The sequence below is a fragment of the Salinispora goodfellowii genome (assembly GCF_059570675.1).
Genome location: NZ_JCANTD010000007.1, coordinates 138871 through 151850, shown reverse-complemented (window position 1 = coordinate 151850; position 12980 = coordinate 138871). Strand labels below are relative to the sequence as shown.

Here is a 12980-nt window from a genome sequence, read left to right as displayed (position 1 = left end):
CGGCAGCGCGGCCAGAATCTTTCCGGACGCTGCGCGGTCGTTCCGGACGCTGCGCGGTCACCCACTCACACGATCGCCATGTCCACGAAGCGCGACAGGTGGAGCTGCGCTGCCACCGTCACCGTGTCGGTCGGCCCGTTCCGGTGCTTGGCCACCACGAAGTCCGCTTCCCCGGCCCGCGGCGACTCCTTGTCGTAGTAGTCGTCGCGGTGCAACAGGATGACGACATCGGCGTCCTGCTCGATTGAGCCGGACTCCCGCAGGTCGGAGAGCTGGGGCCGTTTGTCGGTCCGCTGTTCGGGGCCACGGTTCAGCTGGCTGACCGCGATGACCGGGCACTCGACCTCCTTCGCGAGGAGCTTGAGGCCACGGGACAGGTCGGCGACCTCCTGCTGCCGGCTCTCCGTACGCTTCGGCGAGGTCATCAGCTGGAGGTAGTCGACGACGATGAGCTTCAGATCGTGTCGCTGTTTGAGACGTCGCGCCTTGGCCCGGATCTCCATCAGGTTCATGCTCGGCGTGTCGTCCACGAAAAGCGGCGCCTCACTGATCTCACCCATGCAGCGGGCGAGCTTCGTCCAGTCGTCGTCGGAGAGCTGACCACTGCGCAGCACGTGCAGGGGCACCCGGGCCTCGGCCGAGAGAAGTCGCATGACGATCTCGACCTTGCTCATCTCCAGCGAGAAGATCGCCGAGGCCTGGTTGGCGCGAATCGCGGCATTCCGCGCGAAGTCCATGCTCGCCGTGGACTTCCCCAGGCCGGGCCGCCCGGCGACGATGATGAGCTGGCCGGCCTGCAGACCGTTGAGGAGTCGGTCGAGGTCGGTGAAGCCGGTGGGAACGCCGGTCATCATGCCGTGCTGGGCGCCAACCGCCTCGATCTCGTCGAGCGTGGGCTGGAGCATGTCGGCGAGGATGGCAAAGTCCTCGCTGACCCGCCGCTCGGTGACGTCGTAGACGGCCTGCTGGGCGAGGTCAACGACGTCATCCACGTCCCGGCTACCGCTGGCGGCGGTGCCGAAACCGAGCTGCACGATCCGGGTGCCGGCCTCGACCAGCCGCCGGAGCACGGCCCGCTCGCTGACGATCCGGGCGTAGTAGGCGGCGTTGGCCGCGGTGGGCACGCTGGCGATCAGCGTGTGCAGGTACGGTGCGCCCCCGATCCGGACCAGGTCACCGGAGTCAGCCAGGGCCGCCGCGACCGTGATCGAATCAGCGGGCTCGCCCCGGCCGTAAATCTCGAGAATCGTGTCGAAGACGGTGGCGTGGACGGGTCGGTAGAAGTCGTTGCTTTTGAGAATCTCGACCACGTCGGCGATCGCGTCCTTGGAGAGGAGCATCCCGCCCAGCACACACTGCTCGGCGGCGATGTCCTGCGGTGGGGTCTTCTCGAACTGGCCGTCCCGCTGCACCGGCACCGATGTCGGCCCGCCAGCACGCGGTTCGGCTGGCATCTCTTCGGCGACCGACACGGCTCCCCCTTCACACCGTCAGCTCATCGACCTAGCTCCACCGCGGAGGCACGGCCTTCTCGACCCGCACGGCGATCGGGGGCCATCGTGCGGCGGGTCGGTTGGCAACCATACGGAAGACGGGGAGGACGCCTCAACAGCAGCGGTGGACGAGTCTCGGGACAACCTGTGGATAGCAGGGGGCAGGCATGTGTGCAGCTTGTGCACAGCCTGTGGACAACTGTGGAAGGGTCTCCCTCAACACCGTTCTGAGCTGGAAAAACAGCATCCACACCCTGTGGATAAAAAAAAGTCGGTTAGCCGCCGGGCCGAGCACCGGCGCCAGATCGGCCCGAGGCGCGATACCGATCGAGCTGGGACGGGATACAGATCGGGCCCGCGCCGTACTCGGCGCGGGCCCGATCGGTGGTGCGGGTGGGTGTCAGCCCTGAACGACGCTCAGGTCGAACGCGGCGGTCACCTCGGGGTGCAGCTTGATCCGCACCGGGTAGGAGCCGAGCGACTTGATGTGCCCGGGCAGCTCAAGCCGGCGACGGTCCAGCATCGGGCCGCCAGCGGCCTTGACGGCCGCGACGATCTCGGCCGCGGTGACCGAACCGAAGAGCCGACCGCCCTCGCCGGCGCGGGCCTTCAGGGCTACCTTCAGCCCTTCGAGCTGGCCCTTGACCTCGTTGGCATGGCCGAGGTCGCGAATCTCGCGGGCCGACCGGGCCCGCTTGATCAGCGTGACCTGCTTCTCCGCGCCCTTGGTCCAGGCGATCGCGAAGCCCTGGGGCAGCAGGTAGTTACGGCCGTAGCCGTTCTTGACCTCCACGATGTCCCCTGGGGCACCGAGGCCGGATACCTCCTGAGTCAGGATGATCTTCATGTCGGCGCCTCCTCTCAGCGAGCCGTCGCCGTGTACGGCAAGAGCGCCATCTCGCGGGCGTTCTTGACCGCACGGGCGATCTGCCGCTGCTGCTGCGAGGTCACGCCAGTCACTCGCCGGGCACGGATCTTGCCCCGGTCGGAGATGAACTTGCGCAGCAGCGCGGTGTCCTTGTAATCGATATAGGTGATCCCGTCCTTATCAAGCGGGTTCACTTTCTTCTTCGGCTTGCGAAGTGCCGCAGCCTTGGCCATTGACCTTGCTCCTGGTTTGCGATTGCGGGCGCTCGGCGCCATCAGAACGGAGGCTCCTCGTCGAAGTTGCCACCACCGGACCCGCCGCGCGAGGGCGCGGGAGCAGGAGCGGCCGAGGCCCACGGGTCGTCGAAGTTGCCTCCGCCGCCCTGGCCACCACCGCCGCCAAAACCACCACCGCCCGAGCGGGACATCTTCTGCACCTTCGCCGTGGCGTAGCGCAGCGACGGGCCGATCTCGTCGACCTCCAGCTCGATAACCGTGCGCTTCTCACCCTCGCGGGTCTCGTACGACCGCTGCCGCAGCCGACCGGACACGATCACGCGGGTGCCGCGCTGCAGCGACTCCGCGACGTGCTCGGCGGCCTGCCGCCACACGGTGCACGAGAGGAACAACGGCTCGCCGTCCTTCCACTCGCTGGACGACTTGTCGAAGAACCGGGGCGTCGAGGCGACCCGGAACTTGGCGACCGCCGCACCGGAGGGGGTGAATCGCAACTCGGGGTCATCGGTCAGATTGCCGATGACCGTGATGATGGTTTCTCCTGCCATGACCGTCTCCTCGCGCACTCATCGTCTCGCCGTACAGGCTGACAGAGCCGTCCGACAATGCCGACGAGGCTGATCCGGGGGTGTCGGGGTTGGGGGTCGGGGTGCGCCTCAGCGCACTTCCGGCCGAATAACCTTGGTACGCAGCACCGACTCGTTGAGCCGCAGCTGACGGTCCAGCTCGGCCACCGCTGCTGGCGTCGCCTGCAGGTCGATGACGGCGTAGATCCCCTCGGTCTTCTTGTTGATCTCGTACGCGAGGCGCCGGCGGCCCCACACATCGGTCTTCTCGACCGAGCCACCCGCGGTCCGAATCACGTTCAGGTACGTGTCGAGCGACGGAGCGACAGTGCGCTCCTCAAGGCTGGAGTCGAGGATCACCATGATCTCGTAATGACGCAAGACGTGCTCACCTCCTATGGGCTAGGACGGCCACGGTCCTTCCGTGGCAGGAGGTCGTGCGTCGTGGCCCACCCGGAACCGGGGGGACCCGGCCGGACGTGGACAACCGAACCAGGATACCCGGCCCGAACGATCATGCCCGGGGTGGTGGACGTGCCCCCGAACATGGTTCACGGGGGGCCCGGCCAAGACGTCGATGTCGAGGCGAGCCCCCCGGGAACCAGAGACCGCGGGGTGTCGTGTCCGCATTCCTTGGGTGGGACCTGGGGAGGAACGACCACACCGATGAGGTTGGACCGGCGACACCCCGCGGGGCTTCATCATGTTGTTTCCCGACTATATCCTTAATGTGCCGGACTTGTCGGAAAAATTCGGTAAATCTCAGACAACCTACTAGTCCAAGCCCACAGAACCGTCCATCCCACCTCGTTCAACGACCGCTGATCACTGCGGTGACGCACCTCCGACCACGCCGGTTACGCGCGTCGCCGCACTGCGGGCGCCGTCGGACGGTGAACTCGACGTAGGCTCCCCTGCATGCGTATCGGAGCCCACGTCGATTCGTCCGACCCCCTGGCGGAGGCGACCGCACGAGCCGCCGACACCGCGCAGTTCTTCCTCTCCGACCCGCAGGGTTGGAAAACGCCAAAGCCGCGGGCGGACGCCGACCGGCTGCGCAGCGCCGAGGTGGACCTCTACGTGCACGCACCGTACGTGATCAACCTGGCCACGTTGAACAACCGCATCCGGATCCCCAGCCGGAAACTCCTGCTCGCGCACGCCCGAGCCGCCGCCGCCATCGGAGCCCGTGGCCTGATCGTGCACGGGGGCCACGTCAACGCCGGCGACGACCTCACCACCGGTTTCGACAACTGGCGCAAGGCCTTCGCGTACGCGGCGGAATCCGGCGGCTTCGGCGTACCGGTGCTGATCGAGAACACCGCCGGCGGGACAAACGCCTGCGCCCGCCGACTGGACGCGCTCGCCCGGCTCTGGGACACGATCGACGATCACGAGGTGGGCTTCTGCCTGGACACCTGCCACGCGTACGCGGGCGGTGAGGAGTTGCTCGGGCTGGTCGACCGGATCAAGGCGATCACCGGGCGGATCGACCTGATCCACGCCAACAATTCCAAGGGCGCCTTCAACTCGGGCCAGGACCGACACGACAACCTGACCGGGGGCACGATCGACCCGGAGCAGGTGGTGGCGGTGATCCGCGCGGCGGGTGCCCCGGTGGTGGTCGAGACACCCGGCGGGGCAGGCGGCCAAGCAGCCGACATCACCTTCCTCCGGGAGCAGCTCGGCGTGCCGGGTCCAACCGGATGACCGTCGGACGCCCTGGCGGCACACCGCCACCGAACCCCAAGGCGGCCAGCACCGCCGGTGACCGAAAGCCCAAGACCATCATGGACAAGCTCGAAACCGGCCCGGGTAACGCCGGATCACCCAAGGACGGCTCCACGTCCGCCGACACCGCCAAGACCACCAGCACCGCCACCGCCACCGCCGTGAGCACCACCGCGGGTGAAACCGCCACCGCCACCGCCACCAAGAGCACCACCGCGGACACCGCTGCTGGCGACAACGCTGCCGGGCGCGGTGACGCCTCCGCTTCGGACGGCACCGCTACTCCTGCTGACGGCACCGCCGAGAGCACCATAGAAAAGGATGCCAAGGGCGATAAGGACGACCAGGATCAACGGGACCCGTTCGCCTCCTTCGGCCCCGCTCCGACCCCGGTACCGACCCGCATCGGCCGGGCGACCCGCTCCGTTGGCCGGTTCCTGACCCACGAGTGGACGCTCGCAGCGCTCGGCTCGCTGGCCCTGGCCGTCGCGATGACCTGGCCGACGCTGCGCTACCCGCGCTACACCCTGCCCCAGGACCACTTCGATCCGAGCCTGCAGGCATGGCAGATGGCCTGGTCCGGGCAGGCGCTGTTGACCGACCCGGGCCGGCTGTTACACGCCAACGCGTTCTTCCCGGAACGGTGGAGCTTCGTCTTCTCCGACACCCTGCTGGGGTACGCCCCCGCCGGGATGATCGGCACCGGCCCCGAAGCCGCCCTGCTCCGATACAACATCATGTTCGTGCTGGCCCACGCCCTGGCCACGTTCGGGGCGTACATGCTGGCCCGGCAGTTGGGGTCGGGCCGGATCGGCGCCGGGGTCGCCGGAGTTACCTTCACATACGCACCCTGGTTGCTGGCCCAGGCCGGGCACCTGAACGTCATCTCCAGCGGTGGTATCCCGCTGGCGCTGGCGATGCTCGCTCGGGGGCACGGCTGGTCGCTGCGGCGCGGCTACCAACCGGAGAAGCGCCGGGTCGGTTGGGTGTACGCCGGCTGGCTGGTCGCCGCCTGGCAGCTCAGCCTCGGCTTCGGCATCGGGCTGCCGTTCGCGTACGTCCTCGCCGGGACCGGGCTGGTCGCCACGGTGACCTGGTTCCTGCGACGCTGGGTCGTCCGCCCGGTGCGACGCCCCTTCGGTCGACGGCTGGTCGCCGCCAACGTGGTCGGCGGGCTGATCTTCACCGCGGTTGGCGGGTTGCTCGCACTCCCCTACTTCACCGTCGTCGAGCTGCATCCGCAGGCGGAGCGGACCGTCGGCGACCTCGCCTCGTTCTCCCCACCCGCGATGGGCTTCCTCACCGCACCGGCCGAGTCGCGAATCTGGGGTGACCTGCACGAGGGGGCTCGGTCGACGCTGCCCTGGCCACCGGAGATGACGTTGCTGCCCGGGTACGTGCTCTACGCGCTCGCCCTGGGCGGCCTCTTCTTCTCGGTCTGGCGGGTCCGGCACCGGCTCCTGCTGCTGGCGGGGGTCGTGGTCAGCATGGTGCTGGCGATGGGCGCCGAATTCTTCGACGGGCAGTACACCCTCGTGCCGCTCTTCGAGCACCTACCCGGATGGAACGGCCTCCGTACGCCGGGCCGGCTGATGCTCTGGGCGACGCTGTTACTCGGGCTGCTCGCGGCCGGCGCGGTGAGCGCCTTCGCCGGGCGGGTCCGGAAGGTCTCCGCCACGCGGATCCCGTCCTGGCCGAACCCGTGGCTGCGGTTGGCCACGCTGTTGCCGCTGCTGCTGGTGACCGTCGAAGGGCTGAACCGCACGCCGCACCCGGTCGTCCCGGTGCAGCCCGCGGCGATGCGCACGGTGGACGGCCCGCTGCTGGTGCTGCCGAGCGACAAGAGTCACGACCAGCCGGTCATGCTCTGGTCGACCACCCACTTCCAGGACATCGTCAACGGTTGGAGTGGCTTCACCCCGACCCTGCTCGAGGACGTACGTCAGGCGACGATCACGTTCCCCGACCAGGCCAGCGTCGACTACCTGCGCACCCTGGGCGTTCGCAACGTCCTGATCCCTCGGAATCAGGTGGCCGGCACGCCGTGGGAGTTCAGCATCGACGCGCCGGTTGACCTGCTCGGCATCACCCGGGAGGAGATCGGCGACGTGGTCGTCTACCGCCTGTGACCGGATCCCGCGCCGGTCAGGTCGCCGCCGGCACGGCCGCTCGCTGTCTGGCCACCCAGGGGGCGTCCGGTGCGCCGTCGATGACCCCGCCGTCCGGGTCGTCGGGGTAGCTGGCCCGTACCGCGTCCTGCTCCGGCCGGAGGATCTCCTGGATGATCAGCACGCAGAGCACGACGACGGTGGTCAGCCGGAACGCGGCGGCCAGCACGAAGACGCCTTCGGGGAAGACCGGGGTGCCGGTGGAGGTGCCCAGCAGCTCACCGTAGAAGGCCAGGAAGTAGCCGACCTCGGCGAGTTGCCAGGCCAGGAAGGCACCCCACTTGGGGCGGGCGAGTACGGCGAGGGGCAGGAGCCAGAGCACGAACTGCTGCGACCAGACCTTGCCGAAGATCAGGAAGGCGGCGACCACGAGGAAGGCGAGCTGGGCGAGGCGCGGCCTACGCGGGGCTCGCAGGGCCAGCACGGCGATACCGGTGCAGGCCAGGAAGAACAGCGCGTACGCCAGGTTGTTCAGCACCGGAATGTTGTTGCTCAGCCACTCGAACGGGCCGGCACCGGGCTCGCCGATCTTGCCCTCGAGGTAGCGGCCGATGTACCAGAGGGTGCCCCAGTCGATATCCCGCTCCGTGTTGAACTCCAGGAAGTGTCCCCAGTTGGTGGGGTAGGCCAGCGCGGTGGGGAGGTTCACCAGGACCAGCGCCACCGCGCCCGCGCCGATCGCGGTCAGCGCGGCCCGCAGCCGGCTACTCCGAATGGCCAGCAGCAGGATCGGCCAGAAGAGGAAGAGCGGCCAGAGTTTCGCCGCCCCGCCCAGGCCGAGGAGCAGGCCGGCCAGCGCGGGTTTGCGGCGCGCCCAGGCGAACAGGCCGAAGGCGGCCAGTCCGATGGCGAGAAAGTCCCAGTTGACGGTGGCGGTGAGCAGCAGCGCGGGGGCGAGTGCAAAGAGAGCCGCGTCCCAGGGTCGTCGACGCCGCAGCGCCAGGATCACGGCGACAGTGGCCACCGCCAGCGCCCCGAGCACCAGGACGTTCAGGTTGTAGAACCACATGGCCTGGTTCAGGCCGGGGTCCGCGCTGCCGAGCGCGTGCACCGGCAGGCCGAGGGCACCCATGAAGTAGCCGGTGAGCACCGGATACTCCACCGGGTGGTCCCGGTAGGGAACCTTGCCCTCGTTGAGCCCTTCGGCGTAGTAGAGGGCGAGCACGTCGGTGTAGCAGAAGCGGGTGTACTGGACGTTGTTCGTCCACGCGCCGTCCTGACAGGGTGACTTCTGCACCCAGTGCAGGGCCATGGTCAGGCAGACCAGGGCCAGGACGATCCGCACCGCGGTCCAGAACCGACGCTCCCCGCCGACCGGCCGGTCCAGCGCGGTGGCGTGGTCACCCAGCGGACCGCCGATCAGGCCGGAGACGCCACGGACGAAGCCGTCGGAGCGGGACGGGTGGTCCGGTGCGGCGGAGTTGTCGGCGCCGCCCGTCGTCTGCGTGCTCATGACGTGCATCCTGCACTAGATCGGCGTTGCCGTCGTGTACCTGGATGGCCTTGGCGCTGGCCAGCCCGGCTAGTCCCGCCCAGGTCGTTGGGGGCCTCCGTTCGGCGGCGGCGGGAATCCGATGTCCCCACCGTTGTCACCGCCGCCGTTGTTGTCACCGCCGCCGTTGTTGTCACCGCCGCCGTTGTTGTCGCCGCCGCCGTTGTTGTCGCCGCCGCCGTTGTCGCCGCCGCCGTTGTCGCCGCCGCCGTTGTCGCCGCCGCCGTTGTCGCCGTTATCGGAGCAGAACAGCCCGAACGGCCCGCAGTCCGGCTCCGGCGGGGGCGGCAACGCGCCGTTACCGGCCTGGTCGTCCCCGACTCCGGTGATGCTCGGCAGGTCAGACTTGGGCGCGTCTTTCAGCGCCTCGTTCATGAACTTTTTCCACACATCCGCCGGCATGGTGCTGCCGCCGATGTCTTGGCCGTTCTTGTACTTGATCACGGGGCTCTTATCGGGGTACCGGCTGCCGATCCAGATCGCGGTCGCCAGGTTGTCGTCGTAGCCGACCATCCAGGCGTTCGAGTTATTGGTGGTCCCTTGCTTTTCCCAGGTGCCGGTCTTCCCGGCCGCCTGCCGCCCCCCGGAGAGGGCGTCACCGTTCTCCGTCGGGATCTGCTTGAGCACCGCGGTCACCTCGTCGGTGACCTCCTTGCGGATCCGTTGCTGCCCATCCAGCTTCTCGCCGGTCCCACGGACAACCTTCCACTCACCGGTGTCCTCGTCCTTCTGCTCGATCTTGAGCACGAAGTGCGCCTGGTGGAAAACGCCGTCGTTCGCCAGCGTCGCGAGACCGTTGGTGTGGTCCAGGACGGTGATCGGGTACTGACCAAAGCCCACCACCCGGTCGAACGTCCCCTTCAGGTCCTCCGGCTTCTCCGCCAACAGGTTGTGGACCGTCTCCTCGCTCTCGTTCCACATGGTGGTGACACCCGCCTGCCGGGCCATGCTGATCACCTTGTCCGAGCCGATCTGCTCCGCCACGTGGAAGAACGGAACATTGTACGACCTGACCGTCGAATAGTCGAGAGTGCAGGAGTTGTTCTCACAGTCGACACGGCTCGAGTTCCTGATCGGGGCATCGTAGCCCTCGGGGTGGAAGGACTCGGCGTCCCACCGCGAGTTGACGGAGATGCCGGCCTCGATGGCGGCGGCCAGCGTGTAGACCTTGAAGGACGAGGCGGGCGGATGGCCACCGGTGAGCACGCCCTCCAGGGTGTTCTTGCCGGCCCAGTCGATATCGGTGCCACTCTCCCCACCGTAGTAGGCGAGCACCCGGCCGGTCTTGGGGTCCACAGCGACTCCGGCAGCCTGCAGGTTATCCGGCTGGCCGTTGAGGGGCGAGCCCTTCGCCTCTGCCCGGGCCGCATTCTCCATCGCGGTCTGCATCTTGTCGTCGATCGTCGTGGTGATCTTGTAACCACCCGTGCGCAGCTCGTCCATGCAGGAGGGCTTATCCTCGGCCCCCGTGTTACTGCAGAGCCCCCACTGCTCCATCTCCGCCCGCACGTAGTTGATGACGTTGCCGCGGGGGGTGCCCACACCGAAGCCGTTGCCCCCCTCGGCCGGCGGCTTCACCTCCGGAAACTCGGTCGGCCGCTCCGCCGCGTCGAGCCAACCCTCGGTCACCATCCCGTCAAGGACGTAGTCCCAGCGCGACTTCGCATCCTCCGGGCTGACCGCCGGGTCGTACCCGTTGTGGGTGGCGGTCTTCTCCGGCTGCTTGATGAGCCCGGCCAGCACCGCGCCCTCGCCGACGGTCAACTTGCTGGCGGGCTTGCCGAAGAAGGTCTGCGCCGCGGCCTCGACCCCGTAGGCGCCGCGGCCGAAGTAGATCACGTTGAGGTAGTTCTCCATGATCTCGTCCTTGCTGAAATCGTCGTTCAGCTTGGAGGCGAAGATCGCCTCCCGCACCTTTCGGGCGTAGGTGTCGTCCTCAAGGCTCTCGTAGGCGTTGCGCGCGTACTGCTGGGTGATCGTGGACGCGCCCTGCCGGCTACCGCCGGTGAAATTGTTCCAGGCGGCCCGGGCGATGCCCTTGTAGTCGACGCCCGAGTGCCGGTAGAAGTTCCGGTCCTCGGCGGCGGCGACCGCGTCCCGCACGTGCTGCGGCATCTGGCTCTTGGTGATCAGCGTCCGGTTCTCGTTACCGAGCTTCGCGACCAGGCCCTTGCCGTTACTCGTGTAGACCGTCGTCGACTGCGGGAGTGGAATCTGGTCGGGCAGGACGACGCCGGTGGAGAAGTAGGTGAAGCCGACGACGCCCAGGCCGGCGAGCATGATGAAGACCGCGAATGAGGCGATCAACATATTCACCCGCTTCCGCTTCTTCCCCCGCGCGGCGTTCGGGTCACGGCCACCATTGCGGGATCGGCCCGATCCACCGGGACCACCCGGGCCGCCGGGACCACCGGCGGCCGACGCGACGCTGGCCCGCGCCACCGAGGCCCGGCCTCCGGCCGCCGCGGCACCGGCTCGGGCCCGCCCCGCGGCCGCCGACCCAACGGACGCCGACCCAACCGAGGCCGAGCCGCTCGCGGCACCGACGCTCGCGCGCCCGGCGGAGCCGCCCGGCGCGGGGGATACCGGCACGGAGGCGCGTCCGGGCGCGGATGGCGCCGGCACAGAGGCACGGCCCGGTCCCGCCGGGCTCGGCACCGCAGCACGGCCCGGTCCCGCCGGGCTCGGCACCGCAGCGCGACCTGCCCGGCCAACCGAGGCCGAGCCGGCGGCACCCTGGGTGGGGACGGAAGCCGAGCCACCAACCGAGGCCCGGCCGCTGGAAGCGCCGCCCCGGGGTGTCACCGAGGCGCGGCCCGCTGTTCCTTCCGGTGCGGCCGACTGGCCGCGCGCCGCACCATCAGGGGCACGGTACGCGTCGTCGGCCCGCCCGGGGACGCCGTGCTGGCCCGGTATCTGGGCCCGCCCACGCGAGGAGCTGGGGTCGCCGTACGAGTTCATTCTTCACACCCTGCCGGTCGCGGTGGAGCGCTGCCGCGCCACCACCGGTTTGCCGTGAGTTGCGGCACCCAGTGATACGACGCGATCCCATCGCGCAAAGGTGCCTATATGCCAATCAAGCGGGCTAATCGGACTATCAAAACGTCGATCGAGTTGGGCGGTGGCCCATCGGGCCGAAGCTACCAATCGTGCTGACGTCACCGTTGCGCCTCTCGCCTCCGTTGCCCACCCGGGGCGTCCGTGGTGGGCACCCTGCCCACTGCGCCCCGCTCCGGCCCGTTCTCCGCCAGCCCGTCCCGTCCGAGCAGATACTGCTCGATGAGGTGGTTCCAGTCGCAGCCGAGGCACACTTCTACCACGAAGACCTGAAACTCACGCAGCGTCATCGCCAGCGCGGGCAACTCCACCAGCCTCCGGGCCTGACCCGCGGACTGCCGAAGTTCGTCGCCGTAAATGTAGTGCACGCGTGTCAGGTTCTCACTCCGACAGATCGGGCACCGCTCGTCGGTCGGCTCGCCGTGGAACCGAGCCGCGTTCTTCAGGTAGGGCGAGGCATCACAGAGGTCATCCGGGCCGACCCGGTTGGCCAGGAGGTCCCGCAGCGCCGCCCGCTTTCGGAGCGAGTAGTCGACCACCTGGCGCTGGGTACGCATGAGCACGAGAGTACGCGGTGCCACTCCACCCGGCGACTGAGTGACTACCGGTAATCGAAACACGGCGGTGCGGGTTTGCCCCACCTGCGGCGATCCGCTAGCGTGGCGATGTATCGGACCGATACATCGTCGTGGTTAATGCTCGGTGACCAGGGGTAAGGAGGAGGGCAGTGCTCGAATTCGCCATCCTCGGCCTCCTACAGGAGGCTCCGATGCACGGTTACGAGCTGCGTAAGGAGCTGACCGCGAAACTCGGCGCCATCCGGGCGGCCATCAGCTACGGAACCCTCTACCCAACCCTGCGCCGCCTGCAAGCGGCCGGGTGGATCACCGAGGCCAACGAGACACCCACCGCCTCGGACGTTCCCGCGCTGACCAGCCGACGAAGCCGCGTGGTCTACGAGATCACCGCGGAGGGCAAGGAACGGTTCGCCCAACTCATCGCCCAAGCCGGGCCCGAGACGTATGACGACACCGGTTTCGGCGTGCACTTCGCGTTCTTCGCCCGCACCGACCAGGCAACCCGACTTCGCATCCTGGAGGGTCGCCGCCGCAAGATCGAGGAGCGCCGCGAGGGGCTCCGCGACGTGCTGGGTCGCGCCGCAGAACGGCTCGACGCGTACACCCTGGAACTGCAACGCCACGGCCTGGACGCCTGTGAGCGTGAGGTTCGCTGGTTGGAGGAGCTCATCGCCAACGAGCGCTCCGGCCGTGCCCCGACAGCCCCGATCACCGAGGCCGCCGGCGGTCGACCAGAAGACAACAGCCCGCCTCCACCTGGAGAGTCCAGGGAAGAGCGGCCGTGATGAAGG

12 protein-coding genes are annotated in these 12980 nt (G+C 68.5%); 4 read left to right on the top strand and 8 right to left on the bottom strand.

Annotation, left to right across the window (positions count from 1 at the left end):
• Window positions 1-65 precede the first annotated feature (65 nt).
• The 5 genes from dnaB to rpsF form a co-directional block, all read right to left on the bottom strand.
• Window positions 66-1472 carry a replicative DNA helicase gene (gene dnaB / locus T398_RS10600; RefSeq protein WP_496446211.1) on the bottom strand — a complete coding sequence of 469 codons (1407 nt, stop codon included), beginning with the start codon at window positions 1470-1472 and terminating at the stop codon, window positions 66-68.
• A gap of 421 nt (window positions 1473-1893) precedes the next feature.
• The gene (gene rplI / locus T398_RS10595; RefSeq protein ID WP_496446210.1) at window positions 1894-2340 is read right to left on the bottom strand and encodes a 50S ribosomal protein L9; all 447 of its coding nucleotides are present in this window, start codon (window positions 2338-2340) and stop codon (window positions 1894-1896) included.
• Window positions 2341-2354: 14 nt separating this feature from the next.
• On the bottom strand, window positions 2355-2594 hold the full coding sequence (gene rpsR, locus T398_RS10590) for a 30S ribosomal protein S18 (RefSeq protein WP_007073789.1): 240 nt from the start codon (window positions 2592-2594) through the stop codon (window positions 2355-2357).
• Window positions 2595-2635: 41 nt separating this feature from the next.
• Entirely contained in the window at window positions 2636-3163 is a 528-nt protein-coding gene (locus tag T398_RS10585; RefSeq protein ID WP_019870164.1) for a single-stranded DNA-binding protein, read from the bottom strand.
• Between the two features lie 90 nt (window positions 3164-3253).
• Window positions 3254-3544 carry a 30S ribosomal protein S6 gene (gene rpsF / locus T398_RS10580; RefSeq protein WP_025618049.1) on the bottom strand — a complete coding sequence of 97 codons (291 nt, stop codon included), beginning with the start codon at window positions 3542-3544 and terminating at the stop codon, window positions 3254-3256.
• 537 nt (window positions 3545-4081) lie between these two features.
• Between rpsF and T398_RS10575 the strand changes: the two genes are divergently transcribed.
• Complete coding sequence (locus tag T398_RS10575; protein ID WP_496446208.1) at window positions 4082-4873, top strand: deoxyribonuclease IV; 792 nt, start codon at window positions 4082-4084, stop codon at window positions 4871-4873.
• Window positions 4870-7023: a putative glycosyltransferase family protein gene (locus T398_RS10570; RefSeq protein WP_496446207.1), complete on the top strand. Its 2154-nt coding sequence runs from the start codon at window positions 4870-4872 to the stop codon at window positions 7021-7023. The genes T398_RS10575 and T398_RS10570 overlap by 4 nt, the downstream gene beginning before the upstream one ends.
• A gap of 16 nt (window positions 7024-7039) precedes the next feature.
• Here T398_RS10570 and T398_RS10565 read toward each other — a convergent pair whose 3' ends face one another.
• Both T398_RS10565 and T398_RS10560 read right to left on the bottom strand, forming a co-directional pair.
• On the bottom strand, window positions 7040-8515 hold the full coding sequence (locus T398_RS10565) for a glycosyltransferase family 87 protein (protein ID WP_496446205.1): 1476 nt from the start codon (window positions 8513-8515) through the stop codon (window positions 7040-7042).
• 69 nt (window positions 8516-8584) lie between these two features.
• Window positions 8585-10864, bottom strand: coding sequence for a transglycosylase domain-containing protein (locus T398_RS10560; protein ID WP_496446371.1), 2280 nt, complete (start codon window positions 10862-10864; stop codon window positions 8585-8587).
• Here T398_RS10560 and T398_RS10555 point away from each other — a divergent pair.
• Window positions 10833-11573 carry a hypothetical protein gene (locus T398_RS10555; RefSeq protein WP_496446204.1) on the top strand — a complete coding sequence of 247 codons (741 nt, stop codon included), beginning with the start codon at window positions 10833-10835 and terminating at the stop codon, window positions 11571-11573. The two genes, T398_RS10560 and T398_RS10555, sit on opposite strands and share 32 nt — an antisense overlap.
• Window positions 11574-11712: 139 nt before the next feature.
• Here T398_RS10555 and T398_RS10550 read toward each other — a convergent pair whose 3' ends face one another.
• A complete protein-coding gene (locus tag T398_RS10550) occupies window positions 11713-12168 on the bottom strand; it encodes a DUF5318 domain-containing protein (protein ID WP_496446203.1) in 456 nt (151 codons plus the stop codon).
• A gap of 170 nt (window positions 12169-12338) precedes the next feature.
• On the opposite strand from T398_RS10550, the gene T398_RS10545 reads away from it, so the two are divergent.
• The gene (locus tag T398_RS10545; protein WP_496446202.1) at window positions 12339-12974 is read left to right on the top strand and encodes a PadR family transcriptional regulator; all 636 of its coding nucleotides are present in this window, start codon (window positions 12339-12341) and stop codon (window positions 12972-12974) included.
• Window positions 12975-12980: the final 6 nt, after the last annotated feature.